This window comes from Porphyromonas sp. oral taxon 275, from assembly GCF_018127745.1.
In the GTDB taxonomy this organism is placed as follows: domain Bacteria; phylum Bacteroidota; class Bacteroidia; order Bacteroidales; family Porphyromonadaceae; genus Porphyromonas.
Map to the genome: position 1 here is coordinate 1,157,603 of NZ_CP072333.1, position 26,448 is coordinate 1,184,050.

Genomic DNA, 26,448 nt, shown 5'->3' on the forward strand with positions numbered 1-26,448 from the left:
CTCTACTAAGCAATGAAGACGCTACGCCAGCTCCTGGGACTACTCCCCCTCAGCCTCGTGCTGGGGGGCGTACTCGCGGGCTGTACGACCGAGCGCCAGGATAGGCCTCGTGACCTCGCAGCCTCCGCTCCGCACCTCAGCCTCGCCTCCACGCGCCTACGCACCAAGCTCCTAGGGTCGGAGGCCTCCAGCTTCTTCGCCCATCTGCAGAGCCCCGCCGCCTGGCGCCTCGAGCTCCAGCCCGAGAGCGCCCGCAGCTGGGTGAGCCTCTCGCAGACTACGGGTGAGGCCAATCCTGAGGGCCTCGGGATCAGCGTCTCCACCCAGAGCAATACGGGGGCTGAGCGTACGGCCCTGCTCATCGTACGTGCCGCGGGGCTAGCCGACACGCTGCAGCTGGTGCAGCAGGCCCAGACGACGCAGCCCGGGGGCACGACGGGGATCCACATCCTCGGCGATCCCACCCTGCTGGAGCTCCCCGCGCTGAGCAAGGGCGCGGAGAACTACTTCGTCACCCACTACGCCGAGGGGAGGGTCAACTACTCCCTAGAGTACGACACCCAGCTACGCCACGCGCGCTGGGTCGCCTTCTCCTTCGACGAGCAGAGCTCCCGCAAGGCTGTGAGCCGCAGCGGGGATGACGCCTGGGCCTGGGACCCACGTATCCCGGCCGAATTCTCGACGGCACGCCTCTTCAGAGGCAGTGGCTACGACCGCGGCCACCTGGTGGCCTCGGAGGACCGAGTGTCCAGCCGTGAGGCCAACCGCCAGACCTTCTACTACTCCAATATGAGCCCGCAGATAGGCGCGGGCTTCAACCAAAGCTATTGGAGCAAGATCGAGGAGCTGGTACGAGGCTGGGGGCGCAATAGCAAGCTGCGGGATGTGCTCTATGTCGTCAAGGGGGGTACGATACGCCCCGACCAAGTAGAGTCCTACAAGGCCAATAATGTGCTGCTCATCCCCAAGTACTATTGGGTAGCACTGCTCCGCCAGCAGGGATCGAGCTACCACGCCATCGGCCTCTGGGTCGAGCACAAGAAGTACAGCAATAGCCCAGCCTTCCGCAGCCTCGCGATCTCGATCGAGGAGCTCGAGAAGCGTACGGGGCTCAACTTCTTCCACCGTCTGCCCGACGGCGTTGAGACGGAGGTCGAGCACGAGAGCCCCAGTTCGCCCGCCATCCTCAGCCTCTGGCCTGGTCTCTAGCCTCGCCTAGGGCAGTCCCTCTATACGAAGAGCATCGCAGGATCCTCGGGAGCCTAGCTCCTAGCCTGCGATGCTCTTCGCTTATTCTCCCCTCATCCTTATCCCAAGACACTAAGACCCCATACAAGCATGCAAGTCGATCAGATGATCATTGGGCTGGAGCGTATGCGCTTCTACGCCTACCACGGCGTCGCCCCGCAGGAGCGCGAGGTGGGCAACTACTTCACCCTAGAGTGCCGCGTCGAGGCCGAGGTCTCGGCGGCGATGCAGCACGACGCCCTCAGCGAGACCATCAGCTACGCCGAGCTCTACGAGGTCATCGCCGAGGAGATGGCCCAGCCCTCGCTGCTGCTGGAGCATGTCGTGGGCAGGATCGCCGCGGCGCTCTTCGATCGCTTCCCGCGGATCAGTACCCTCGAGCTCTCGCTACGCAAGGATAATCCCCCCTTCCCGGGGCAGCTGGACTCGGCGAGCTTCTCCATACGGGCTCGCAGATAGGCTGAGCGACAGCACCACGCCCCACGAAGGGCAGGGATATGAAAAGAGCAGGGACGAGCGTCGGCGCGCTCGTCCCTGCTGCTTTCTGTGTGTCTGGATGGAAGGTGGTCCCACTTGGGCTTGAACCAAGGACTCCCTGATTATGAGTCAGGTGCTCTAACCGACTGAGCTATAGGACCTGAGAAATGGATGCTCCGAGGGAGCCTACCATTAACTTCGCTGCAAAGATAGCGATATTATCAAGACGCTCAAAATGCCCTAGAATAGGCTCCTTATGCCCTCCCCTAGCTGTCTTGAGGGCATTCGGAGCCGCCTTCGACCCGCCGTTTGCTCATCCTAGCGGCAGGATGCTCCCCTAGCTTCCCCCTTACGCTCTACCGAAGCGAAGCACAATCCAAACTAGATATAGGAAGGATGCCTTGAAGGTCGACCGAGAGGGTGTCAGCCTAGGGTCAACTAGCCTTATGAGCATCCTACGCAAGCAGCTAGGAAAAGCCCCAGCGGGGCGACCCCTGCAAAGCCCAGGGTGCGTAGCCCTGCAAGGGCAACCAAACCCTGGGTAGCTGGAATAAATAGGAATAGAGCCCTACAGGGGCAGCCCTCAAAAGCTTAGTTGAACCTTAGCTGCTCAGCAGCATACTCACTCCTGCCCGTTCTGAGGGTCGCCCCTGTAGGGCTCTTTACGCATGAGTATGCCTGACCCAGGGCTTCGTCACGCTTACAGCGTTCCCTCACCCTGGGCTTTGAAGGGGTCGCCTCGCTGGGGCTTGCCAAACTGTTTGTCCCTAACTGAGGCTTGAATATATACACGGTCGGAGCTCTAGTCGTCATCCCTGCTGCCCCCCCACTCTCTCCAACTCCTCGAGGCTAGTACTAGCGCTGAGCGCTGCCCTAAGGGGGAGGCAGGCTGAGGTATATCCGTCAAGGCGCTGGGGGATATCCCTCACGAGCCTGAGGGACGCCCGTCAGGAGGCTGAGGGATATCAGTCAGCGCCCCGATAGTTAGCTCCGCAGGCAGTCCTCCTCTAGAGGGACACTCCCCCCAAGCTGCCCAGGGGCTCTGAGGCAAGGCGCGTGGGGGGAAAGCCGTACCTTTGTAGCAGTAACGCTTTACCTAACTTAGACCTTGCCCTTCATGGCACGAATAGTAACCAAAACTGGCGACCGAGGTACGACAGGTATCTTCGGTGGCGAACGCGTCCCTAAGGATAATATACGTATCGAGGCTAACGGCACCCTCGACGAACTCAATGCCCACCTCGGGCTCATACGCTCCTACCTCGCCCTCGAGGACCCCCGCCACAGCTTCATCGGCCAGGTGCAGATGCAGATCATGCAGGCGATGAGCCTCGTGGCGACACGCAGCGAGCGCCGCGCAGAGAACCCTAATAACTTCGACCTCGCTTGGCTCAGCGCCCTCGAGGAGGAGACCGCCCGCCTGATGAGCGAGCTCAGTGAGAACGGCTTCTTCATCCTCCCAGGCGGTACCCCCCTCTCAGCTCAGATGCAGCTGGCGCGTACCGTAGCGCGCCGCGCAGAGCGCCGCCTGTGGACGCTCGACCGAGAGGACCCGCTGCCCGAGGGGCTCATCCCCTGGGTCAATCGCATGAGTGACTGGCTCTTCGTCCTGGCCAAGTGGGAGATGCAGCAGCAGAACTGGCCCGAGGAGCGCTGGCAGGCCTTCAGCTACAAGCGTAAGAAGAAGCCCACCCATGACTAAGCAGTGCCCCCTAGCCCCCCTAATGCTCGTCGGCACGGGGAGCGACGTCGGCAAGAGCGTACTGGCAGCGGGCTTCTGCCGTATCTTCCTCCAGGATGGTTACCACCCCGCACCCTTCAAGGCGCAGAACATGGCCCTCAACTCCTACGTCACCCCCGAGGGACTGGAGCTGGGACGCGCGCAGGCCGTGCAGGCTGAGGCCGCGGGCATTCCCTGCCATACGGATATGAACCCCCTGCTGCTCAAGCCCAGTTCAGACAAGACCTCCCAGGTCGTCCTCCACGGCCGTCCCATTGGGAACAAGGATGCCTACCAGTACTTTCGCACCGTAGGGCGTGGACACCTCCGCCAGGAGGTCTGCGCCGCCTATGACCGCCTCGCCGCGCGCTACAATCCTATAGTCCTCGAGGGCGCTGGGAGCATCTCCGAGCTCAACCTCCGTGACTCGGATCTGGTGAATATGCCCATGGCGCAGCACGCTGGGGCACGGACGATCCTCGTGGCCGACATCGACCGCGGGGGCGTCTTCGCATCGGTCTACGGCTCGGTGATGCTGCAGCAGCCCGAGCACCGAGCCCTGCTATCGGGGGTGATAATCAATAAGTTCCGCGGCGACATCCGCCTCTTCGAGGAGGGACGCCGCCTGATCGAGGAGCTCTGCGGACTGCCCGTACTCGGGGTCGTCCCCTACCTGACGGACGTCCATATCGAGGAGGAGGACTCCGTAGCCCTCTCCAAGCGTGCCCTACAGGCTCAGCAGGGCAAGGTCAATATCGCCGTCGTCCTGCTACGCTACATCTCGAACTATACCGACTTCGCCCGCCTAGAGCAGGACGAGCGCGTGCACCTCTTCTACACCAATAATGTAGAGGAGCTGCAGGAGGCTGACATCATCATCGTCCCGGGGAGCAAGAGCACCCTGGCTGACCTCTACGAGCTGCGGCGCAACGGCGTGGCGCAGGCCATCATCCGGGCCCACCGAGCAGGCAAGACCATCCTCGGCATCTGCGGCGGCTACCAGATCCTTGGGCTGGAGGTCTCCGACCCTGAGGGCGTGGAGGGCGACATCGCACGCCTCCCCGGGCTGGGGCTGCTGCCGATACGTACAGAGATGGCGGGGGAGAAGGTGACGACACAGGCACAGTTCACCCTCCTCGGGGACGAAACTCCCTGCACGGGCTACGAGATCCACATGGGACGCACCACACGGGAGGGCGAGACCGAGGCCCAGCCCCTGGTGCGTATGGCCGACGGCCGCGAGGAGGGCTGCGCGACGAGCCAGCACTGCATGGGCACCTACCTCCACGGCATCCTAGATAATGCCGTCTTCATCGAGCGCCTGCTCGCCCCCTTCGCCGAGCGTATCGCCACGGGTGCTCAGCCCCTAGACTACGAGGCCTTCAAGCAGGAGCAGTACGACCGACTGGCGGCGCACCTGCGTCAGCACGTAGACCTCGAGCGTATCTACCAAATACTCGGACGATGACAGACGGACACGGCGACGACCTCTACCGCTACACGGGGATCAAGGCTAACTTCAGCTCCAATGTCACCAGCCTCACCGACCCGACGCCTCTGAGACGCTATCTAGCGGAGCATATCGACTGCATCGGCAGCTACCCCGAGCCTAGAGCGCAGAGCCTAGGGCGAGCCCTGGCGAACTACCACGGCCTCGCCGAGAGCGAGCTGCTGGTCACCAGCGGAGCGACCGAGGCCATCTACCTCGTAGCTCAGGCGCATCGTAGGGCACGTGCCTACCTCCCCCCCAGCCCGACCTTCAGCGAGTATGCCGATGCCTCCCAGCTCTACGGGCTGGAGCTGGAGCGCCTCCAGAGGCTGGAGCCTCCTCAGGATGCACGCGGCATCTACTGGCTCTGCAACCCGAATAATCCCACGGGCGAGGTCTACCCCCTCGAGCGGCTCGAGCAGCTCTTCGCCACCCACCCCGCGCTACTCTTCGTCCTCGACAGCTCCTACAGCTACTTCACCGAGACCGAGCTCCCCGATCCGCGGGCCATACTCGCCTGCTACCCCAATGTGCTCTTCATCGCCTCACTGACCAAGCGCTTCGCCATGCCAGGCCTACGCCTCGGCTACCTGATGGGACAAACGGAGGAGATCGCCGCGCTGGCGCGCTACCGCCAGCCCTGGGGCGTCGGGGCTATGGCGCTCCAGGCGGGGCAGTGGATCGTCGGCGGAGGCTTCCCCGAGCTCCTCGACCGCGACATGCTGTGGAGCGAGACCGCGCGGCTACGCTCCGCCCTCTCCGCCCTCCCAGGCCTGCGTGTCGGGGAGACGGCCACCCACTTCTTCCTCCTCGAGCTGGAGCTGTGGGACGAGGGGCGCCTCCTCTCAGCCACAGAGCTCAAGGAGCGCCTCGCCCTAGACTACGGACTGCTGGTGCGGGACTGCACCAACTTCGGCTACCAGCGCCCCACGCTGCGTATCGCCACGCAGCGCCCTGAGCAGAGCGAGCTCCTCATCGCTGCCCTCAGCGAGCTGAGCGCCCGCTATGCCTTAGCTCGCTGAGGCGCTTCGGGGAGGACGTTCTTAGCTTTTTCCCTATCTTTATAAGTGCATTAGACAACACGCTCACACACCTAATACTTTAGACCGATGAGAAAATATGCTATCCTCGGGGCCTGTGCGCTGACGCTGGCAGCACTCACGCCCGAGCGCGCCGCAGCCTGCTCCGACCTGATTGTCGGCAAGAAGGCCTCCGCCGACGGCTCCATCATGGTCAGCTACTCCGCTGACTCGCACACCCTCTATGGCGACCTCGTCCACTACCCCGCCAAGAGCTGGGGCAAGGGGCTCATGCTCGAGGTACACGAGTGGGACACGGGCAAACCCCTCGGCTTCATCCCCCAGGCACCCATCACCTACAATGTCGTAGGCAATATGAACGAGCACCAGGTGGCCATCACCGAGAGTACCTGGGGCGGGCGCAAGGAGCTCTCCGACCCCAAGGGCATCATGGACTACGGCAGCCTAATCTACATCGCCCTGCAGCGTAGCCAGTCTGCCCGTGAGGCCATCCGCGTCATGACCGGTCTGGTACGAGACTACGGCTACTACAGCTCGGGCGAATCCTTCACTATCGCGGACAAGAACGAGGTCTGGGTGCTGGAGATGATCGGTAAGGGCCCGAAGAAGAAGGGCGCCACCTGGGTAGCTATCCGCATCCCCGATGACGCCATCAGCGCACACGCCAATCAGGCCCGCATCCACAAGATCCCCTTCGGCGACAAGGAAAACTGCATGTACGAGAAGGACGTCGTCAACCTCGCTCGCGAATACGGCTGGTTCAAGGGCAAGGATAAGGACTTCGACTTCCAGAAGGCCTATAATCCCTACGACTTCAGTGGGCTGCGCGCCTGCGAGGCTCGTGTGTGGAGCTTCTTCCGCGAGTTCGACAAGAGCATGGACAAGTACACCAAGCTCGTCAAGGGCGACGTCAACGAGGAGCCCATGCCTCTGTACATCATCCCTGAGCGTAAGGTGACGCTGGCCGACGTACGCAAGGGGATGCGCAATCACTACGAGGGTACGCCGCTCTCCATGACGCAGGACCCCGGGGCTGGCGCCTACCGCGTACCCTACCGCTGGCGTCCTATGACCTTCAACGTCAACGGGCAAGAGTACGTCAACGAGCGTGCCATCGCCACGCAGCAGACGGGCTTCGTCCTGATCGCCCAGCTGCGTAGCTGGCTGCCCGACGCTGTCGGCGGTATCCTGTGGTTCGGTGTCGACGATGCCAACACCGCCGTCCTGACGCCTATGTACGCCTCCATCACCAGCATCCCCGAGTGCTATCGCCGTGGCAACGGCAGCATGACGGAGTTCAGCTGGACGAGTGCCTTCTGGATACACAACTGGGTCGCGAACATGGCCTACCACAAGTACGAGCCCATGATCGCCGATATCCGCCCCGTGCAGCAGCAGCTGGAGAAGGGCTTCGACGAGCTGGTCAAGACGACCGACGCCAAGGCGCTGGAGCTGCTGAAGGCTAATCCTCAGCAGGCCATCAGCTACCTCACCGAGGTCTGCGCCAAGACAGCCAACGGCACGACGGAGCGCTGGAAGAAGCTCGGTGAGTACCTCATGGTCAAGTACATGGACGGCAACGTGAAGAAGGAGAAGGACGGTAAGTTCGAGGAGAACGGCTACGGTCAGATCGTCATGCCCTCCTTCCCAGGCTACGACAAGGACTACTACGAGCGCATCGCCACCAGCAACGAGGCAGGCCGCCTCGAGGTGCCGAAGGACAAGAAGTAGCCCGTCCTCGCCGCGCTCCGAGCAGCTAGCTAGGCAGGCCACAGCAGGCTTAGCAAGGCACTCCGAGCAGCCACTAGCCGCACACGGCACCGCTAGCCGAGTGCCACGACAAACCCACTCAGCAGCTCGCTGAGCCACACAGACAGCCTCCCGCGACTCCCCCGCGCCTCGGGCCCTACGGTCTCGAGCGCTCTCTAGGGAGCCTACGGGGGGCTGTCTGCATTGGGGGCCTCAAGCTCCCCACAAGACGCACAGATGAAGTATCAGACTAAGACCCTAGCCTCTGGGCTACGTATCATCCTCGCCGCTGAGGATAGCCCCGTCAGCTACCTCGGGATAGGCATCGCCGTCGGCAGCCGCCACGAGTCCCGCCTGCAGCACGGCCTGGCGCACGGCATCGAGCACATGCTCTTCAAGGGCACGCGCCTACGCTCGGCCACACAGATTATCCAGCGCATGGAGGCGGTGGGTGCAGAGCTCAATGCCTACACGACTAAGGAGGAGACGATGCTCTACGCCCTCTTCCCCTCGGCCTACCGCCAGCGGAGCCTCCGGGTGCTGCTCGACATCGCCCGTCACAGCCGCTTCCCCGAGGAGGAGTGGGCTAAGGAGCGCGAGGTCATCATCGACGAGCTGCACTCCTACGAGGATAGCCCGAGCGAACTGATCTTCGACGAGTTCGAGGACCAGGTCTTCCACGGCCATCCTCTCGGGCACGCTATCCTCGGGACGGAGCGCTCGGTCGGGCGGCTCACGACCGAGCTGCAGCGTAGCTTCTTTGCCCGCTACTACCGCCCCGAGCGTATGGTGCTCTTCGCTCAAGGGGCCTTCACGATGGAGGAGCTCACGGCCTTTGCCGAGGCGGCTTACCCAGGCGAGGCACTCCCCTACCGCAATAGTCCCGAGCAAGCCCAGCCGCTCCCCGAGCTCAGCCCACGGACGGTCATCCGCCGCAAGCAGACCTCCCAGAGCCACGTCCTCATCGGCCGCAGCGCCTACTCCCTCTACCACCCGCGCCGCCTCGAGCTGAGCTTACTGGCGAACATCCTCGGGGGCAACGGCATGAACGCACGCCTCAACATGGAGCTACGCGAGCGCCGTGGCCTCGTCTACCATGTCGAGTGCAACTATACGCCCTACAGCGATACGGGACTCTTCGCCGTGTACTTCGGCTCCTCACACCGTGCCGAGGCCGAGGCTATAGAGCTAGTGCTGGCGGAGCTGGAGCGTATGCGCCAGCAGCCTCTGAGCGAGCAGGAGCTGGCCGCCGCCCTGCGCCAGCTGCGCGGACAGCTGCTCATCAGCGCCGAGAGCAAGGAGCAGAGCTTCCTCGCTATGGGTAAGAGCTTCCTCCACCTGCACCGCTACGTCGAGGATGCCGAACTGCAGGAGCGCCTCGGGCAGATCACGACAGAGGGGCTGTACGAGGTCGCTGCGGAGCTCTTCGACACGAGCCAATTCCACCGCCTCATCTACCGCTAGCCCAGCGATACTAGGCTGAGAAACCCCGCCTCGCACTCGCCTCGCGAGGAGCAGAGCAATAAAGGGGAGTCCCCAGGGAGAAGCACGGATGCTTCTCCCTGGGGACTTCTTTACTCGTAGTAGGTTCGCTGTCGCCTGCGGGGCGGGTGTGGCGGGTGCCTCTAGTCAAGGATGAGCGCCACGTTGCTCGCCACGAGCTTGCCTTCCTCGGAGCGGTGGAGCTCAGCCTCCACACGGTCGCCCTCGATGAGCTGATCGAAGCGCAGGCCAGGCACAAGGCTCTTGTAGTGGAAGAAGGCATTCTCCCCTACCCCGACATCGATGAAGCCGAAGCCCTTCTTCAGCGCCTGGATCGTCCCCTCGGCATAGCCTGGCAGGGGCTCGGCAGCAGGCTCCTGAGCCCCTGCCTTCTCCTCAGGGAGCTCGATCTTACCTAGGACCTTGAGCTCTGTAGGTAGTAGTCCCTTGGCCTCCTCCTGCACACTGCTGCTCAGCGGGAGCTCAGGTTCCTTGGGTTCGAAGTGCTCCTCGGCGAACTCGGAAGACTCCTGCTGCTCGGGCTGCTCTTCGGTGAGGGGCTCCTCCACGGCCTCAGCCTCCGTAGGCTGGGCCTCGAGCTCGAGCTGCTGCCCCTCCTCGGGCTGCTGCTCTACCGTCATGAGGAGCTCGGTCTGCTCCGTAGCCTCGGCCTCCAGCTGGGGCTGGCTCAGAGCCTCACCCTCCTGCTGCTCGGCCTGTGCCTCCAGCTCCTTGCTCTCCGACTCCGTCACCTGACGTGCCTGCGGAGCATGGTAGCTGGACTTGCTACGAGACTCGCGCTGCGGACGATCCTCGGGGGCTCCCTTAGAGACGAAGAGGTCGTTGACACGGATGTCATTGTGGTGCCCGCGGCGATCGATGATGTTGTTCATCAGAATGGGATAGGTAGCCTCGTCGAGGAGGTCCGAGGAGGTATAGGTCGTCGCATCCTTCTTGCCCTCACCGAGGTGTTCCAGTTCCCAGCCGATGACCATGACGCGTATCCCGAGGGTGTGCAGCTTGCGCACCAGCGGGATGTAGTCCCCGTCGGCAGCCACCAGGACGACGACGTCCAGCTCGTCCTTCAGGGCGCGCTCGTAGGTCTCCAGCGCGAAGAGGACATCCACACCCTTCTCCTTCTTCTTCCCCTTAGCATTGCGCGACAGAGGCAGGTGGTGCATCAGGATGCCCTCGCTATTGAGGACGTCGTCAAAGAGACGCTCGTAGTAGAGGACATCGCCCGAGGCCTTGGCTGCCTCGCTCGCACTGAGTCGACCGCGGAAGTAATGGGCGTCCACGATCTTGCAGCGCTGCTCCGTCGTCCCCTCCTCATGAGCTACCTGCTCGCGGATGAAGCGGTGAAGACCTCGCACGCTCAGGCGGCTCTTGCGCTCGTGATGCTGGTAATAAAAGGTACTGACGTGCCAGAAGTAGTTGCCGTCATAGAAAATCCCGATACGGGTCAATGGTGATTGCTTATCCTTAAGCATGGCTGATCGATTTTTATAGTGAAAGAAAAGTAATGCAATACTGAGGCTGCGGAGCTCATAAAGGACCGCAGCCAAGACGCTAAACTAAGTCCTGCCCCGAGCGTAGGCGCAGCATCGCCTGCGGTACAGAGCGCGTGATGATGCCCTCGATAGCGGAGACGAGGCGATGGCGGACGAACTCGCGGTGCGTCACCAGCGTGACCCCACGCGTGGGGCGAGGGAGTGCAAAGCTACGTACCAGCTCACGGCGCGCAGCGTCCAGCTGCTCTACAGCGAGCTCAGGGATGAAGGTCACGCCCTGCCCCTGCTCGACGAAGTGCATGAAGGTCTCGAGGCTACCGCGGCTATAGTTGAGCTGCTGGCGCGGGTCGTACTTGAGGTGGCAGAACTTCGTCAGCTGGTCGCGGAAGCAATGCCCCTCGTCCAGCAGCCATAGATGGCGCTTCCCCACGAGCTCTGAGCTGCGTATATGCTCCTCGGCGAAGAGCTCCGAGCTCCTCGGCACATAGCCCATGAACTCCTCGTAGTAGAGGATGTGCTCGGTCAGCTGCTCCACCCCGGGACGCGAGGCGATCAGCGCCATGTCCACCTCCCCGAGCGTCAGCGCCTCGATGCACTCGCTGGTCTTCATCTCGACGAAGGTGATCTTGAGCTCGGGCACCTCCTGCTCCAGCAGCGGCATGATACGTGGCAGCAGATAGGGCGCGATGGTCGGGAGCACCGCCAGGCGCAGCGTACCCGTCACTGCATCGGCCTCCTCAAGGATCACCTGATGCATCTGGGCCGCCTGCATGAGGATGACCCCAGCCTGATCGAGGATACGCCGCCCCACGGGGGTCGGTACGATGGGCTGATGGCTGCGGTCGAAGATCTTCACCCCGAGCTCATCCTCCAGCTTCTGTATCATCGTGCTGAGGGTAGGCTGCGTGACCTTACAGGCGTCGGCCGCCTTACCGAAGTGACGGTGCTTATCTAGTGCCTGGATGTACTCGAGTTGCTGGAGATTCATGTGCTGCGCGTACTTAGTGATGCTATCTATACAAATATAGGCAATATGCTTGAAAAAAGTATAGCCCAGCGCCTAAAAGGTACTGAGCTATGCGCACAAAGTAGGGGAAGCTTCCTTAAGCTAGCTGAGGGACGGCGTTCATCCCTTGCTTCGGAAGGGGTCAAGCGAGCCGCTAGAAGGTCAGGTCAATGCCTGCATCCACCGTCGTATAGTCCTTCCGTATCGGGACGATGGGGGCGGTATCGTAGATCAGACGATAGGTACCCCGTAGCCCGATGGTTGGGGTAATGCGGTATCTGAGGTCGACAGCACCGCCGAAGCGCGCCTGCTTGAGGTAGCTATCGGGCGCTGCCTGATGGATCGCCGAGGCCGTCAGCTCCCAGTGCTCGCCCAGGCGGTGCCGCAGGCTCAGCGAGAGGTGGCTCTTGATCCTATTGCTATAGGCATATCTCGCAGCATGGGGCTCGGGAGCTGGATGCTCCCACTCCTCGTATTCGTAGAATAGCCCCAGCGTGGCGAACATCAGGCAGCTCGCGCTATGGACCAAGCGATAGCGCGACTGCAGCCCCGTGGAGAACTTGAAGCCCATCCCACGGCTAGCGGCCCACTGAGACTCCATGTAGGGATAGAGCTCAAAGGTGCGATCCAGCAGATAGCGGTACTCGGCATGCACGTGCCCCCCACTGACGAGGATGCGATCGCCGTAGGTGGAGAACTCCAGCTTGTTGATCAGGTTGAGCACACGGCTGCGTCGGATCAGCAGGTTGATATTGGCGGTGTTCTTCAGCGTAAGGACGTTCTCCTTCTCTGTCTGGAAGTTGAGGACCGGCAGGATCGTCCCTTGTATCGTCTTATTGCTGTCGAGGCTCATCGTCAGATTCTCGGAGAAGAGCATCTGAGCATACATTTGGACGGGAGCCAGGAGGACTATCAAGAAGTAAAGCAATCGTCTCATAGGGGGGGTACATTATATTAGCTAATTGACGGCACAAAAGTACGTAAAAGAGCTTTAAGTCCAAGAGGAATATCCTGAGCTTACAAGCCAAGGAGCAGGGCAAGAAAAGCCTTGCCGAGGCCTCTCCTAAGTCGAGGCGCCATCCCCTCCTCGTGGGGGTGAGGCTGAGGGATAGCAGTGACGAGGCTGAGGGACGTCCATAAAGCAGCTGAGGGATAGCAGTCAGCGTCCTGACTGCTATCCCTCAGCAGAGCCCACACGGGGCGGGCAGATAGATGAAGCCTTGGATGGAGGCCTAAGCCTCGCCTCCCTGAGCGGCCTTACAGAGCGCCTCGACGAGCGAGGGGATCGTTGCCTCGGGGGCGATGAGGCTCGTCGTGAGCCCTAGGCTCTGCGCCTTCTTAGCCGTCTGCGGCCCGAGGACAGCCAGGCGCACGCCCTCGAGGAGTGCCGTCTGCCCCTGAGCCTCGAGGAGGCTATGGAGGTGATCGATAGCGGAGGAGGAGCAGGCCGTCAGCCAGTCAGCCCCCGCGAAGCAGCGCTGCAGCTCCTCAGGGCGATAGGCGATGGGATGATTGGAATACAGCTCCACACGCTCTACCTGACTGCCCGCGGCCTCAAGGCTCGCGCTGAGCTCATGCTGTGCCAGCTCCGAGCAGGGGAAGAGTAGCTGCCTGCGCCCCTCAGTCTCGGGATAGGCCGCGAGGAAGTCCGCAGCGAATCCCTCCGCCGTGTAGACGCTCGGCATGAAGTCTGCACGCAGCCCGTGATGGCCTAGCGTCTCGGCCGTCATCGGCCCGACAACGGCCAGCCCTAGCCCAGCCAGCGCGCGGGCATCGCGCCCCGAGCGCTCCAGCGCAGCGAAGAAATACTGCACCGCGTTGGGCGAGGTAAAGAGCAGCCAATCGTAGCGCGACAGATCCGAGAGCACGGCTTCCAGCTGGGGACGCGCCTCCGTGCGCTCAGCGATCTCTATGCTCGGCAGCAGACGCACCTGGGCTCCCTGAGCGCGCAGGCCCTCGGCCAGGCCAGAGGCCTGCTGCTGGGCGCGCGTCACGATGATACGCTTGCCTTCTAGCGGCTTAGGCTGTCGCCCCGCGGCGAGGCTCAGGACTTCGCCCACGACGAAGAGCCCCGGGGCGAGGGCGCTATAGTCCTCCGTCGAGGCGGCAAAGGCCCCCAGCGTCTCGGAGCGTAGCTGCTGCTCGGGGCTGGTACCCTTGCTGAGGATAGCCGCAGGACGCTCGGCGGACATGCCCGCCCCGAGGAGCGCCGCGGAGATCTTCGCCACCTGACGCATCCCCATATAGAAGACGAGCGTCCCAGGGAGCTTCGCCAGACTCGTCCAGTCGAGCTCGGGCAGGCCCTCATCCTCCGTATAGGCCGTGATACAGGTGAAGGCTTGGCTCAGCCCTCTATGGGTAATAGGGATATCGAAGTAGGCAGGCGCCGCCAGTCCCGAGCTGATCCCAGGGACGATCTCGTAGGGGATGCCTGCGCTGCGTAGGGCGAGCATCTCCTCTCCCCCGCGGCCGAAGACGAAGGGATCGCCCCCCTTGAGCCGCACGATACAGCCGCCGCGCTGCTCGGCCAGCTCCACCAGCAGGGCGTTGATCTCACGCTGGTGCATGGAGTGCCCCGCGGCACGCTTCCCTGCGGGGATACGCTCTGCCCGATCGGGGATGAGGGCAAGGATCTCGGGCGAGACAAGGGCATCGTAGACGACGATATCGGCGCGGCTCAGCAGCTCATAGGCGCGGCGGGTCAAGAGACGCGGGTCGCCAGGGCCCGCACCCACTAGGTGTACTTGGGTCTTCTTCATAGGGCAAAGTCCTTTCTAAGTCGCTCGGCGAGCTCCAGCACATAGCTCTCGGCCTCGCTGCGAGGTAGGACACGACGCTCGCTGTAGTGCTGCTGGCCGTCCTCACTGGCGAAGAAGACCCGCAGCTCGGCCTCCTCGCCCGTAATATGACAGACGCAGCCCAGCGGCAGCGCACAGCCTCCGCCCAGCGCCTGGAGCAGTCGGCGCTCGAGGCCGACCTCCTCTGCCGTCACCGTATCGTGGATGGATCGGAGGAGCTCCAGCAGCTGCTCGTCGGACTGCCGTACGTGTACGGCGATGGCGGCTTGCCCTGGGGCGGGCACGATGAGCTCCTCGGGGATGGGCTGACGCGCCACCTCGAGGCCAAGGCGACTAAGGCCGGCCTCCGCTAGGAGAATAGCATCGTACTGCCCAGACTCGAGCTTCGCCAGGCGCGTATCTATGTTGCCGCGTATGGCCGCCGTACGTAGCTGGGGGTAGTGTACGGCCAGCTGGTAGGCGCGTCGACGGCTCGAGGTACCGATGAGGGCACCTACGGGGAGCGCTTCGAACGAAGGCGCCCCGATCAGACTGTCCACCGTCACCGCTCGGGGCAGGATAGCCCCGATGCAGGTGCCCTCGGCTGGGACGACGGGCAGATCCTTGAGGCTATGTACCGCCAGGTCGATCTTCCCCGTCCTGAGGGCGTGCTCCAGCTCCTTGGTGAAGAGCCCCTTGTCGCCCGAGGCGTCAAGGGCGAGCTGCTGGAGCCGATCGCCCTTAGTCTTGATGACCCGTAGCTCGATCTCCAGCTCGGGGTGCTGTGCGAGGAGGGCCTCACGCACCATCATGCTCTGCTGTAGGGCGAGCTGACTGCCGCGTGTGCCGAGGATGAGTGCTCTAGGCTTCGTCATGGAGCTTGTCCTGTATATGGGTGAAGATGTGATGTAGTGCCGAGGCATAGCGGCTGTGGCCCGCCTCTTCGCTGAGCTCGCGCAGGGCAGAGACGATGGCCGTAGTATAGGTGATGCGCAGGTGCTCATCCCAGTGGGCGACGAGCTGGCGATGCTCCTCAGGGAGTTCGCTGGGTAGACGGCTGAGCTCACGCATAAGGAGCTGCTGCGAGGTCTCCTGGATGCGACCGATGACCTTACGCACCTCGGAGGCTTCGCACCAGGTGATGTACTCCGAGATCATCGTATCGATGTAGGCCGAGAGGGCTGCGGCCGCCTCGGGGTCTTGGGCCTCTAGGAGCTGTGCCCCACGTAGGTCATCGATGGTGTAGAGCCTAATGGAGTGATCTTCGTCAATGGCAGGGTCGACATTGCGCGGGACGGCCATGTCGAAGAAGGTACGTCGTCCCGAGCTCTCGCCGAGGAGCTCCTCCGTGACGATAGGGCTCTGGGAGGAGGTCGCGACGAAGGTCACCGCAGCCCCCGCCAGGGCCTCTCGGAGCTGATCGCCCGAGAAGAGGCGCTCCAGGCCATGGCGCCGCGCGAAGACCTCCCCGCGCTCCTTCGTCCTATTGTAGAGGTGTATGTGGACCGCCCCGAGCTGCTGCAGGCGCTCGGTGATGACCTCGGCCATCTGCCCCGCCCCTAGGATGAGGATGGGGCGCTGCAGGTAGCCAGGATCACGCCTGGCGAGGAAGTCCACCGCGGCAGCCCCTGCCGAGATAGGCGTCGCCGAGACGAGGTACTGCGAGCGCACCCCCTTGGCCGTCTCGAAGGCCTTATGCATGAGGCGCGTCAGGAAGGAGGTCGTCTGCTCCTGGTCCTTGGCGCGACGGAAGGCGTCCTTGAGTTGCCCGAGGATCTGCGTCTCGCCCTGCACCATGGACTCGAGGCCCGAGGAGAGGCGGAAGAGGTGACGGATCGCCGCCTCGTGCTGCTGGGTGACGAAGATCCCCTCGTCCCCGCGGGTGCGTACCCGCTTGAAGTCATAGAGGCTGCGGATCAGCCGCTCCTCATGCTCGCGTGTGATAGCCTCGTCGCAGTCGTAGTAGACCTCGAGGCGATTGCAGGTCGAGAGGACGAGCCCCCCGAGTATGTAGCCCGCCCGCCGCCACTCGTCGATGAGGTAGCGCGCCTCCTCGGGCGAGAAGGCGAACTGCTCACGGCGCGAGAGCGAGGCGGTCTTGTGGTTGATACTGATTAAGCCTATCATCGTAGCCTTAGCTGTGCGAATAGTTTCTCTTTGCCAGCCTCGTAGGCCGCACGGGCCTCGGCGGCGGCCTCCCCCTCCTCTAGGCGGTGCGCGGCGCGGCGTAGCTCGCTGAGCTGCTGCAGCTCGCTGGCGAGGCCCTCGGGGAGCTGTGCGCCCCAGTGCGCCTTGAGCGCCTGCGTCAGCTCGGGTAGGCGGTAGTCGCTACGCAAGCTGAGGGTAAGCCCCTCGCGCTGCAGGGTAGCACCCAGCTGCACCGACCCTAGGAGTGGATCACTGAGGCAGGCATAGAGTCTGCCCGCTGCCTCCAGCTCGCGTGCCAGCTCTGCCTCACGTGCTCGATCACCGAGTGCCAGGAGAACGAGCTGCGCCCCTCTGAGGTCTTCGATCCCTCGGTAGCGCCCTTCCTCCCAGTTGCATAGCCCCGCGGCAACCGCCTCCGCCAGCTCGGGGCAGAGGCTCGGGGCGAGGATACGCAGCGGGATGCGGCGCTCCAGGAGGCTCTGAGCCTTGCGCCAAGCACCCTTGCCTCCCCCGACGACCAAGATAGGATAAGACGGGGCGTGCAGGAATACGGGCAGGCTGTACTCACTGTCCTTGCGCTCGCGCTCAGTGACAAAGGCAGCAGGGCGCGGAGCGGACTGCGCTACCTTGAAGGCCCAGGGCTGGGCGAGCCCTACCTGCTGCAGGAGCGCCTCGTCCTGCCAGAAGGCAGCGGCCGCACGGTGCGTACGTAGCTCGCCGCGCTCGAGGAGGATAACTTCCTCCGCCAGCTGATAGGCGAGCTCCATGTCGTGCGTGGAGACGATGAGGGTCTTGCCCGCTGCCCTCAGCTCCTCGAGGAGCCCGAGGACACGGCGCGTATAGACGGCGTCGAGGGCGGCCGTCGGCTCGTCCAGGAGGATGACCTCAGGATCGGTCGAGAGGACTGCGACGAGTGCGAGCCACTTGCGCTGCCCCTCGCTGAGCTCGTGTGGAGCACGGTGACGGAGTGGACGGAGCTCGTAGCGCTCTAGGAGCTCCTCGAGGCGCTGCTCGAGGGCAGCTTCGGCGAGGCCTAGCTTGCGCAGGCCGTAGCGCAGCTCGTCCTCCACGGAGGGGGTGAAAAGCTGGTAGTTGGAGTTCTGCAGCACGAGGGCGATGCGTCGGCGCAGGAGGCTGCGCTCCTTGGATGGGACGAGCTGCCCCTCTAGGAGAAGCTCGCCCGACCAGCCCTCGAGGAGGCCCGAGAGCAGGAGGAAGAGCGTGGACTTCCCCGCGCCATTATGCCCCAAGAGGGCGATGCTCGCCCCTCGCTTGATCTCTAGGTCGAGGCTCTTGAGCGCCTCCTCGGCCTCCTCATAGCGGTAGCCGAGCCCGCGCAGCTCGAGCACAAGCGGCGTCGTAGAGGGTGCGGAGGGTGCTGCGGGCTCATCCTCATAGCCGCGGCTCTGCAGGCCTAGGTAGAGCTTGTCGGCCTCTACCTGCGAGAGGATGAAGGTGCGGGAGAGGAGCAGCGTGCTGTCGGCGATCTGCGCGGAGAGCCCGCCCTGATAGCCGAGGCGACTGAGCTGCGCGCGCCGTATCTGCGTCGTCGTCTCCTCGAGGACGAAGATATAGCGGTAGGTCAGCTCCACTAGCTCGATGAAGAGCTGCGGCACGCCGAGGCTGCGCAGCACGCTGTAGAGGCGGTAGAGGGGCAGGAGCTGCAGAAGCGCCAGCAGGATGAGGGCGGAGCTGAAGCTACGCAGCCCCGTGCTGAGGGCTTGCCTTAGCCCCGCATAGCCTATTCCCCAGCCGCCCCAGTCCCAGTAGAGCGTGCTCGCATCCCCACGCTCGAGAGCGATGGGGAGGATGGAGAGGGCGAGGACCAGGAGCAGGAGGCTGAGGCGCCGCGTCAGCTGCAGCCGCGAGCCGCGGTAGCAGGTATAGAGGGCGGCGAGGTAGCCCGCCAGAAGGAGGCAGCGTAGCCCCCAGTGCTCGAGGTAGAGCGTCAGCACGACGAGAGCAAGCGCCCCGAGGAGGAGTGCTTGCTCTAGCCTCAGGCTGGGACGCCAGGAGCAAAAGCGTGTATGACTCATGTAGCTACTCTAGGCCTCCTCCTGCTTACGACTATGTAGGTACTTCCTCAGCCCCCAGACGAAGAGCGCGATACCGATAGCGACCTGCAGGGCGAAGAGGTAGGCCTCACCGTCCCCGGGGTCGAAGCCCTCCCAGAAGGGCTGCTCCTGGAAGTGGGGCGCGATCTGCCCGATCATCTCCCCAGCCTGGTCGTCCGTCCCGGTGCCGATGTCGAAGAAGTTCGTCAGGATCGGCAGCGCCAAGCAGACGAGCCCGAGGACCCCGAGGAGGATCAGCTGCGGGCGGCGTACACCGCTACGTCTAGGCGCTGCTGGCGACTGCTGTAGGAGTAGGGACTGCCCACTCTGAGCTAGCAGCCCGATGACGAGCACCGTCATCACCCCCTCGAGGATGGAGAGCGGGACCTGCGTGATGGCGAAGATACCGAGGAACTTCCACGCCGCCCCGAGGATACCCCCGACGGGATCGGGATAGGCTAGTGCCAGCTGGAAGGAGGTAGCGATATAGGTCGCCATCGAGCCGCAGAAGGTAGCGACAAAGATGGTAAGGCGCTGCCCGAGTCCTAGACGACCGAGGCCGCGGTAGAGGGCGTAGGCGACGAAGGGCCCCGCGATGGAGAGGGAGAAGATATTCGCCCCGAGGGTGCTGATACCGCCGTGGGCCAGCAGTAGCGCCTGGAAGAGCAGGACGATCGTCCCCACCAGCGGCAGGGCCATGGGGCCAACAGCGAGTGTCCCAAAGGTCGTCCCCGTCAGGTGAGAGCTGCTCCCCGCGACGGAGGGCATCTTGAGCGCCGAGAGGATGAAGACAAAGGCGGCCGAGAGGGCGAAGGTGCTGCGCATGCGGGGCGTAGCCTTGATCTGCCGCGCTACGTAGCGGTAGCTGAGCAGGACAAAGGGCAGCGAGATGAGAAGCCACAGGAGGCACCACCTCAGCGGCAGGAAGCCCTCCATAATATGCATGGCCGAGGCTGGCTGCAGTGCGAGGACTGCTGCCAGCGCCAGTAGATAGATACGTCTAAGCATAGGCTAAGGCTGAGAGAGAGGACTAGTGCTGGTGCTGCTGGCGCTCGGCCTCTACGAGGTGATCGATCCAGATCTGACGGATGGAGGCGAAGTCCCCCAGCCCCTTGAGATGGCAGTTGCTATCCTCTATGGTATAGCCCAGCTGGCTGAAGCGTACGCGCCAGCTCTGTTCCTCGAGCGGCTCCTCGGGGTCGTAGTCGCCCAGCATATCATTCTGCGCGTGGTCTCCCGCCACGCTCATCAGCGGCAGGAAGTTGATGACACAGCCAGGGGGGCAAGTCGCGGCGAGCTGCTCGGCCACGTGCTCGAAGAGCAGCGAGCCATAGTCCACCGTCCCGACGAAGAAGCGGGGCGAGCGCGTCTGTAGGTACTCCGCTAGGCGATCATAGCGCCCATTGGCCTCGGGGTACTTGTCCGTATGATTGCCATGCCCCATCAGGACGACCGCTTCGCCTCGATCTAGACGCTCCTCAAAGAGGCTGTACAGGCAATCCCCTACCCGAGCGATGTCGTGGCTACTCCAGAGCAGGGGCACCCCTACCGTCGTCGGGATCTCGGGATAGTTGCGGCGGAACTGGGGGATGTACCTATCCTCGATGAAGGAGTACTCCAGCCCAGGGATGACGTGCAGGCTCTGGATGCTCACCTGGCGGTAGCCTGCGGCACCGATAGCCTCCAGCCACTTATCCGTGGTGTAGTACTGCTCCCCCGAGCGCTCGGCCCACTTGCGGATGCAGAACTTGGAGGTGAAGGCGAGGAAGATATCTCGGTCGGGGAAGTGCTCGGCGAAGCTCGCCTTGAGGCGCTCGAAGGTGGCGTGCGGCCCTGGCAGCGTGCTGCCGAAGGTCACGAGCAGGAGGGCCCTATCGTGCTGCTTGGTGAGGGACTGGGGCGTCGGGATGCGGTTTTGGTGGCATGCGTCCATAGATGTATAAGCAATCTAAATAGTTAGTCTGTAGGGCTATGCTCACGCAGTGAAGCCCACTAGATTGTCTCGCAAAGGTAGCCATAATAATCCTATCCGCTGGCGCCTGCCTCCTTCAGCCCCAAGGCCACAGGTCTAGGGTAAGCGCTACCCCATCCTAGGAAAGAGGGCGAAGACTAAGGCGCAGCGGCGCGCACCTTATAGGCGGGGGCATCCTGAGAGATACCAGTCAGCCTCTCGAGGGACGTCAGTGGCGAGGCTGAGGGACGTCAGTGAGCGGCACGAGGGATATCAGTAAGCGAGCTGGGATGCGCCTGTCTGCTCGCTGTGCCCCTTGACGCAAGCAATCCCTTAGCCCCATGTCGACGCAGGCCTCGAGTAGGGGCAGGACGGAGCTGGGGCTGGGCTGAGCGCTATAGATTGCGTACCTTTGCGGAGACAAACATTATCTCTAATTCAAAACCGTAAACTATGAAGACAAGTGTTACCACTACACTCGGACTCCTTAGTCTCGGCGCTACCCTCCTACTAGGCAGCCCCAAGGCACAGGCTCAGCAGCCCTTCCCTCAGCAGGCACAGCACCATGAGGATGGGGATCACCAGGGACGCGTCATCCTCGGCGGTAGCCTCTCGACTTGGGCTGCGAACGAGGGGAAGAAGCTCAGCTTCAGCTTTGCCCCCGAGGTCGGCTACCTCTTCAACGACACCTTCGGCGTGGGGCTGGTCGCAGGCTTCCACTACGAGCGCAACGACGGCATCAAGGAGCAGGCCTGGAGCCTTCGCCCCTTCGGTCGCTACTACTACATGCACCGCGAGCCCTTCAACCTCTACATCGACGGTGGCTTCGGCATCAGCAGCGCCGAGCAGCGTACGGGCTGGGAGGTCGGTCTGCGCCCTGGCGCCTGCATTGACCTCACCAAGGGCCTCTGCCTCTGCCTACGTCTCGGCTTCGCTGGCTACCGCAAGGACTTCATCGGCGGCGAAGAGCCCGGCCTGGGCACCTCGGGCTGGGGACTGCGCTTTTCCCCCGAGGAGCTGCAGATCGGCCTCGAGCTGGAGCTCTAGGCGACGCGAGTCCTAGCTAAATAAGAAGGGCGCCCCACAGCTTAGACTTAGCTGTGGGGCGCCCTTTTCCTTTGGCCTCAGCGGCAGTAGGACTAGTAGCGGCTAGCGACGACAGACCAGTCGACAATCGCCCAGATGTCCTTGATGTGGTCGGCGCGACGGTTCTGATAGCTGAGGTAGTAGGCGTGCTCCCATACGTCGACACCGAAGAGGGGACGCAGCCCATGTACTACGGGGTTGCTGCCGTTGGCTTCCTTCGTCAGGACGAGCTCGCCGTCTTCCTTGGCCGAGAGCCAAACCCAACCCGAGCCGAAGAGCGTCGTAGCGGCATTGAGGAACTCCTGCTGGAAGGCCTCGAAGCTGCCCCACTTAGCCTCAATCGCTGCCAGGAGCTTACCCGTAGGTGCACCACCAGCATTGGGGGCAAACTGGGTGAAGTAGAGGTTATGGTTGAGCGTCTGCCCAGCGTTGTTGAAGGTAGGGCCTTCGCTCTTGCGGACGATCTCCTCGAGTGAGGCGTCGGCCAGCTCCGTGCCCTCGATGAGGCTATTGAGCGTATTGACGTAACCTGCTAGGTGCTTGCCGTGGTGGAAAGCAATGGTCTCGGCACTGATGGCGGGCTCCAGAGCGTCAGCGGCATAGGGGAGCTGGATAAGTTCGAACTTCATCTGTGTAACTGTGATGTGGTGATGTGGATATAATGACTTCTGACGTTCCCCTAGCTATGGGGCTACGCTCTATTAACGCGCTGGGAGTGCTTATTGTTCAGCGGCTAAGCGGCTGTTGTAGTACCGTGGGTCGCCCGTGACCTCCTGCCCGACCCACTCGGGGAGCTCGACGAGCTCATCGGCAGAGGCGACCTCGAGCTCGGCGATCATCAGTCCCTCGTGGCGCCCAGAGAAGACATCGACCTCCCAGTTCTTACCCTTGTAGGGGACGATGTAGCGAGTCTTGGTCAGGCGACGGCGGCCGCAGAGCTCGAGGAGCTCCAGCGCCTCCTCCAGCGGGATCTCGTACTCGTACTCGGCACGCTGCAGTCCGCGAGGATCGGTAGGCCCCTTGATGGTGAGGTAGCCACGATCGCCCCAGCGGCGTACACGTACGGTGGGCTTGCCGGGGGAGAGGTAGCCCTGGTCGATCTTGATCGCGTCGGTAGCCTCACGGAGGAAGGCGTCCGAGCGCAGCAGGTATTTGTGCTCGATCTCTAGCATGATTGTTCTTAGCCTATAGTGACCTGGGTCGCCCCATAGCCGTACTCACGGAAGGAAGCATCCTGATGGCGGCAGCCGCGATAGCGCAGCCGTAGGGCCGACTCGATGGAGCGACGCAGTACACCGTCCCCCTTGCCGTGAATGAAGATCAGCCGGCGCCCCTTATGCGCCAGGTGCTGCTGCATCACACGGTCGAAGTAGGCGATCTGGTACTCGTGGATGTCGGCGCTGGACATCCCCGCAGTGGTCTCCAGCAGTTCGCTGGCGTGTAGATCGACGACGATAGGCTCGTCGGTCGCAGGCGCTGCGGCGGTAGCCTTAGCCTTCCGCTGGGCAGGTCCCTGCTGCGGGAAGGCCGTACGCAGGGCCTCCTCCAGCTGCTTGGGCTCGAGCTCGGCCTGCACCTGGAGCTTAGCCCCCGAGACCAGGGTGATGACGAGCGCGTCGTCCTCGAAGAACTTGTTCTCCTTGAAGCTATGCAGCTTGAAGAAGCGCGTCGCATCCAGCCGGTGACGCACTAGAAGCGGTGCCTGCAGGGGGAAGCGCCCGCGCTCGGCAAAGGGCGTGAACTGGAAGGCCAGCTGCTCCAGCTCGTTGAGATCCGACGGAGCGAGCTCCTCGAGGAAGTAGTCCCCACCGGCGGCGATCATGCCCGAGCTACGCAGGCTATAGTCCGTGCCCTCGGCACTGAGGTAGGTGAAGAAGAGCGTGTAGTCGCTCTCGTTGACCAGATAGGCCTCATAGCTGGTACGCCCTAGGGCGCTGCGCTCGACGGGGAGGAAGGCCAGATATACATTTAGCTCGGGCGAGATGGCACGCTTCGTCGCATCCCCCAGGCGCTGCGGCTGGCTGTAGCCTCCACGCTCGGGACGCTCGGGGCTAGCTGCAGGGCGCTCGGTAGCCTTCTTGGGCTCGAGCTTGTCCTGGATGAGCTTCGGCGGACGCGGAGCGGGGACGAAGCTATCTTCCCCAGTGACTACGACGCATTCCTTGAGCGGCGTCGGGATCTCGAAGCCATCCTCGTCCTCGACCCAAGCGGTATCAAAGGTGATGCGCGCCACGCGCCCACCACCCACGGCATTGAGGAAGCGCACCTCGTCACCGATGCGCACGTTATTGGGATTGTGATTCATCCTTGATACAAGTTATTAGAGAGACAGGAGGGAGGTAATACGCTCCCAGCCTAGGCGCTGCAGCAGCATCACCACTAGGAGGCTCAGCAGGATGAGCCCGCGCAGGATGCGTGCCGTGCGTCGCGAGCACGAGCCCATACCCCGCGCCAAGGTCATCGCCAGCGAGACCAAGGCCATAGGGAGCAGCACAGGGAGGCTGCGCGGGAAGACGAGGCAGAGCAGGATAAAGATCCAGCCGTCATGCTGCAGCGAGAGGATCATATCGCGATGCCGTACGCTCTCCCGATAGTAGCGGCCTCGGTAGCCGCCCCAGCCTAGGAGTAGGAGCAGCCCCAGCAGCCCAAGGTAAGGGATCTGGCTAGGCAGCAGCTGCACCATCCCTATAGGAAGAAAGCTCTGCACCTGGCGCTCTAGATAGCCCAGCCAGGCAGTCAGTACCTCCGGACTCAGGACGAGGAGCAGTGCCCCCACGAGCCAAGGCGTGAGGAGGTAGCCAAAGAGCATCGCCAGCAGCCCACGCAGCGAAAACGAGCGCAGCGTGTAGAAGGAGGCCAAGAGCACCAGCAGTAGGCTCGCATAGTCTAGACGCAGCAGCGTGAGCCCCCCGAGGAGGCAGCCGCTGTAGAAGGTATTCTGCGTGCGCTGAGGGTCCTGATAGGCGTCGAAGCTGAGGTAGCGCAGCAGGAGGTAGAGGTCGAGCACCAGCGCCGCCGTGAGGCTGAGCCTAGGGAAGGCCAGCGCCCAAGTCCCGAGGAGCAGACACGCCAGACGCCGCTCGACCTTGCTCAGCAGAAGGAAGCTCTCCCCCAAGGTCCACAGCAGCACGCAGGCTACCAAGATCGACAGGAGCAGCACGAGGCGTGCACTCCCCTCCCCAAGCTGTGGGAGCGGTACCGAGGCTGCATCCACTAGGGGCTGCGCATAGGGCAGCCCTAGGTAAAGCAGAAGGAAGAGCCCGCCATAGAGCAGTACTTCGCTCCAGCCGAGCGCTAGCGTCCGCGCGGAGGTCTTCGTCATAAGATCATCGGGAGAGTAGTAATAGGCCGAAGTCTATGAGTGCCCCTCCTAGGAAGAGCTACACTCATAGACTTCGGCTCGAAGCATAGGGCTACTGTAGGGCTAGTAGGTCCTGACCTATATCACGGCGTAGGGTCTTGCCCTCGTAGTTCACCTGATCGACGAGGCGGTAGCAGGCAGCGAGCGCCTCCTCGAGCGTCGACCCGAGGCAGCTAGCCGTCAGCACGCGTCCGCCCGAGCTCACCAGATGGCCCGAGCTATCACGCGAGGTACCTGCATGGAAGAGGGCGGAGTCGAAGGTCGGCTCGTGGGGATAGCTGATACGCATACCCTTAGGATAGGCCTCCGGGTAGCCTGGAGCTACCATGACGACCGTGGCAGCGTACTTCGCAGACTCCTCGAGGCGGTAGTCCCCGAGCTCCCCGCGAGCCATACGCTCCAGCAGATCGACGAAGTCCGAATCAATGCGCAGCATCACGGACTCCGTCTCGGGGTCGCCCATGCGGCAGTTGTACTCGATGACGTAGGGCTCTCCGCCGACATTCATCAGACCGATGAAGATGAAGCCGCGGTAATCAATGCCCTCGGCCTGCAGGCCTGCGATCGTGGGACGGATGACCCGCTCCTCGACGCGCTGCATGAAGGCAGCATCGGCAAAGGCCACTGGGGAGACAGAGCCCATACCGCCCGTATTGGGCCCGGTATCGCCCTCCCCGATACGCTTATAGTCCTTAGCCACGGGGAGCAGACGCCAGTCCTTGCCGTCCGTCGCGACGAAGACCGAGCATTCGATCCCCGTCAGGTACTCCTCGATCACCACGCGCGAGCTGGCCTCGCCGAAGCGTCCCGAGAGGAGCATCTGCAGCTCGCGCTGCGCCTCCTCGAGACTAGAGCTGATGATGACACCCTTGCCTGCCGCCAGGCCGTTGGCCTTGAGCACATAGGGAGGCTCGAGCGAGCGGAGGTAGTCTATGGCCGCCGCATAGCTGCCGCTATCGAAGCTGCGATAGGCTGCCGTAGGGATCCCGTGGCGCTCCATGAAGCCTTTACTGAACTCCTTGCTTCCCTCGAGACGCGCCCCTGCAGCGTCAGGCCCCACGATGAGCAGCTGCTCCAGCTGAGGCTGGCGGTGTAGGAAGTCGACGATGCCCCCGACGAGCGGCACCTCGGGGCCGACCACTACGAGGTGAATCTTGTACTGACGCACCAGTGCTGCGATGGCTTCGAAGTCCTGGACGCTGACCTCTGGGAAGCAGCGGCCATAGTTGGCCATCCCAGGGTTGCCCGGTGCGATAAAGAGCTCAGTGAGGCGTGGACTGCGAGCAATGCGCCAGGCCAGGGCATGCTCACGACCACCAGATCCTAATAGAAGTATATTCATATGATGT

At 63.0% G+C, this 26,448-nt stretch carries 22 protein-coding genes and 1 tRNA gene; 8 read left to right on the top strand and 15 right to left on the bottom strand.

The genetic code is table 11. The annotated features are described in order from the left end of the window. The first annotated feature begins 12 nt into the window (after nucleotides 1-12). Together J4862_RS04615 and folB are read left to right on the top strand one after the other, a co-directional pair. The gene (locus J4862_RS04615) at nucleotides 13-1,209 is read left to right on the top strand and encodes a DNA/RNA non-specific endonuclease (protein WP_211787964.1); all 1,197 of its coding nucleotides are present in this window, start codon (nucleotides 13-15) and stop codon (nucleotides 1,207-1,209) included. 129 nt (nucleotides 1,210-1,338) lie between these two features. Then, on the top strand, nucleotides 1,339-1,707 hold the full coding sequence (gene folB / locus J4862_RS04620) for a dihydroneopterin aldolase (RefSeq protein ID WP_211787965.1): 369 nt from the start codon (nucleotides 1,339-1,341) through the stop codon (nucleotides 1,705-1,707). 105 nt (nucleotides 1,708-1,812) lie between these two features. Here folB and J4862_RS04625 read toward each other — a convergent pair. Continuing rightward, a tRNA-Ile gene (locus J4862_RS04625) sits at nucleotides 1,813-1,886 on the bottom strand. 956 nt (nucleotides 1,887-2,842) lie between these two features. On the opposite strand from J4862_RS04625, the gene J4862_RS04630 reads away from it, so the two are divergent. The 5 genes from J4862_RS04630 to J4862_RS04650 all read left to right on the top strand — a co-directional run bounded on the left by J4862_RS04630 (nucleotide 2,843) and on the right by J4862_RS04650 (nucleotide 9,187). Beyond that, entirely contained in the window at nucleotides 2,843-3,427 is a 585-nt protein-coding gene (locus tag J4862_RS04630; RefSeq protein WP_211787966.1) for a cob(I)yrinic acid a,c-diamide adenosyltransferase, read from the top strand. Continuing rightward, nucleotides 3,420-4,913 (top strand): cobyric acid synthase, encoded by a 1,494-nt coding sequence (locus tag J4862_RS04635; protein WP_211787967.1) that lies wholly within the window; start codon nucleotides 3,420-3,422, stop codon nucleotides 4,911-4,913. The genes J4862_RS04630 and J4862_RS04635 overlap by 8 nt, the downstream gene beginning before the upstream one ends. Beyond that, nucleotides 4,910-5,956, top strand: a complete 1,047-nt coding sequence (locus J4862_RS04640) for an aminotransferase class I/II-fold pyridoxal phosphate-dependent enzyme (protein ID WP_211787968.1) — start codon at nucleotides 4,910-4,912, stop codon at nucleotides 5,954-5,956. Before J4862_RS04635 ends, J4862_RS04640 begins: the two co-directional genes overlap by 4 nt. Nucleotides 5,957-6,043: 87 nt before the next feature. Then, complete coding sequence (locus J4862_RS04645; RefSeq protein WP_211787969.1) at nucleotides 6,044-7,705, top strand: dipeptidase; 1,662 nt, start codon at nucleotides 6,044-6,046, stop codon at nucleotides 7,703-7,705. Between the two features lie 255 nt (nucleotides 7,706-7,960). After that, nucleotides 7,961-9,187, top strand: a complete 1,227-nt coding sequence (locus J4862_RS04650) for a pitrilysin family protein (protein WP_211787970.1) — start codon at nucleotides 7,961-7,963, stop codon at nucleotides 9,185-9,187. A gap of 161 nt (nucleotides 9,188-9,348) precedes the next feature. Here J4862_RS04650 and J4862_RS04655 read toward each other — a convergent pair whose 3' ends face one another. The 9 genes from J4862_RS04655 to J4862_RS04695 form a co-directional block, all read right to left on the bottom strand. Next, on the bottom strand, nucleotides 9,349-10,695 hold the full coding sequence (locus tag J4862_RS04655; protein ID WP_211787971.1) for an NYN domain-containing protein: 1,347 nt from the start codon (nucleotides 10,693-10,695) through the stop codon (nucleotides 9,349-9,351). A 79-nt stretch (nucleotides 10,696-10,774) separates the two neighbouring features. Then, nucleotides 10,775-11,704 carry a hydrogen peroxide-inducible genes activator gene (locus J4862_RS04660; RefSeq protein WP_211787972.1) on the bottom strand — a complete coding sequence of 310 codons (930 nt, stop codon included), beginning with the start codon at nucleotides 11,702-11,704 and terminating at the stop codon, nucleotides 10,775-10,777. A 172-nt stretch (nucleotides 11,705-11,876) separates the two neighbouring features. Further along, on the bottom strand, nucleotides 11,877-12,659 hold the full coding sequence (locus J4862_RS04665) for a hypothetical protein (RefSeq protein ID WP_211787973.1): 783 nt from the start codon (nucleotides 12,657-12,659) through the stop codon (nucleotides 11,877-11,879). A 295-nt stretch (nucleotides 12,660-12,954) separates the two neighbouring features. After that, nucleotides 12,955-14,481 (bottom strand): uroporphyrinogen-III C-methyltransferase, encoded by a 1,527-nt coding sequence (gene cobA / locus J4862_RS04670; RefSeq protein ID WP_211787974.1) that lies wholly within the window; start codon nucleotides 14,479-14,481, stop codon nucleotides 12,955-12,957. Further along, nucleotides 14,478-15,374 carry a hydroxymethylbilane synthase gene (gene hemC / locus J4862_RS04675; protein ID WP_211787975.1) on the bottom strand — a complete coding sequence of 299 codons (897 nt, stop codon included), beginning with the start codon at nucleotides 15,372-15,374 and terminating at the stop codon, nucleotides 14,478-14,480. The genes cobA and hemC overlap by 4 nt, the downstream gene beginning before the upstream one ends. Continuing rightward, nucleotides 15,361-16,626 (bottom strand): glutamyl-tRNA reductase, encoded by a 1,266-nt coding sequence (gene hemA, locus J4862_RS04680; RefSeq protein WP_211787976.1) that lies wholly within the window; start codon nucleotides 16,624-16,626, stop codon nucleotides 15,361-15,363. Before hemA ends, hemC begins: the two co-directional genes overlap by 14 nt. Beyond that, on the bottom strand, nucleotides 16,623-18,683 hold the full coding sequence (locus J4862_RS04685; protein ID WP_211787977.1) for an ATP-binding cassette domain-containing protein: 2,061 nt from the start codon (nucleotides 18,681-18,683) through the stop codon (nucleotides 16,623-16,625). Before J4862_RS04685 ends, hemA begins: the two co-directional genes overlap by 4 nt. A 9-nt stretch (nucleotides 18,684-18,692) precedes the next feature. Continuing rightward, nucleotides 18,693-19,709 (bottom strand): energy-coupling factor ABC transporter permease, encoded by a 1,017-nt coding sequence (locus tag J4862_RS04690; protein ID WP_211787978.1) that lies wholly within the window; start codon nucleotides 19,707-19,709, stop codon nucleotides 18,693-18,695. Nucleotides 19,710-19,731: 22 nt separating this feature from the next. Beyond that, complete coding sequence (locus J4862_RS04695) at nucleotides 19,732-20,634, bottom strand: sirohydrochlorin cobaltochelatase (RefSeq protein ID WP_211787979.1); 903 nt, start codon at nucleotides 20,632-20,634, stop codon at nucleotides 19,732-19,734. A gap of 471 nt (nucleotides 20,635-21,105) precedes the next feature. Between J4862_RS04695 and J4862_RS04700 the strand changes: the two genes are divergently transcribed. Next, the gene (locus J4862_RS04700) at nucleotides 21,106-21,699 is read left to right on the top strand and encodes a hypothetical protein (protein WP_211787980.1); all 594 of its coding nucleotides are present in this window, start codon (nucleotides 21,106-21,108) and stop codon (nucleotides 21,697-21,699) included. 92 nt (nucleotides 21,700-21,791) lie between these two features. On the opposite strand, the gene J4862_RS04705 is transcribed toward J4862_RS04700, so the two are convergent. The 5 genes from J4862_RS04705 to purD all read right to left on the bottom strand — a co-directional run bounded on the left by J4862_RS04705 (nucleotide 21,792) and on the right by purD (nucleotide 26,441). Then, nucleotides 21,792-22,367: a superoxide dismutase gene (locus J4862_RS04705; RefSeq protein WP_211787981.1), complete on the bottom strand. Its 576-nt coding sequence runs from the start codon at nucleotides 22,365-22,367 to the stop codon at nucleotides 21,792-21,794. Nucleotides 22,368-22,457: 90 nt separating this feature from the next. Next, complete coding sequence (locus J4862_RS04710; protein WP_211787982.1) at nucleotides 22,458-22,910, bottom strand: CYTH domain-containing protein; 453 nt, start codon at nucleotides 22,908-22,910, stop codon at nucleotides 22,458-22,460. Nucleotides 22,911-22,918: 8 nt separating this feature from the next. Continuing rightward, nucleotides 22,919-24,043 (bottom strand): DUF2027 domain-containing protein, encoded by a 1,125-nt coding sequence (locus J4862_RS04715; protein WP_211787983.1) that lies wholly within the window; start codon nucleotides 24,041-24,043, stop codon nucleotides 22,919-22,921. Nucleotides 24,044-24,058: 15 nt separating this feature from the next. Then, complete coding sequence (locus J4862_RS04720; protein ID WP_211787984.1) at nucleotides 24,059-25,060, bottom strand: hypothetical protein; 1,002 nt, start codon at nucleotides 25,058-25,060, stop codon at nucleotides 24,059-24,061. 91 nt (nucleotides 25,061-25,151) lie between these two features. Next, complete coding sequence (gene purD, locus J4862_RS04725; protein ID WP_211787985.1) at nucleotides 25,152-26,441, bottom strand: phosphoribosylamine--glycine ligase; 1,290 nt, start codon at nucleotides 26,439-26,441, stop codon at nucleotides 25,152-25,154. Between the last annotated feature and the right edge of the window lie 7 nt (nucleotides 26,442-26,448).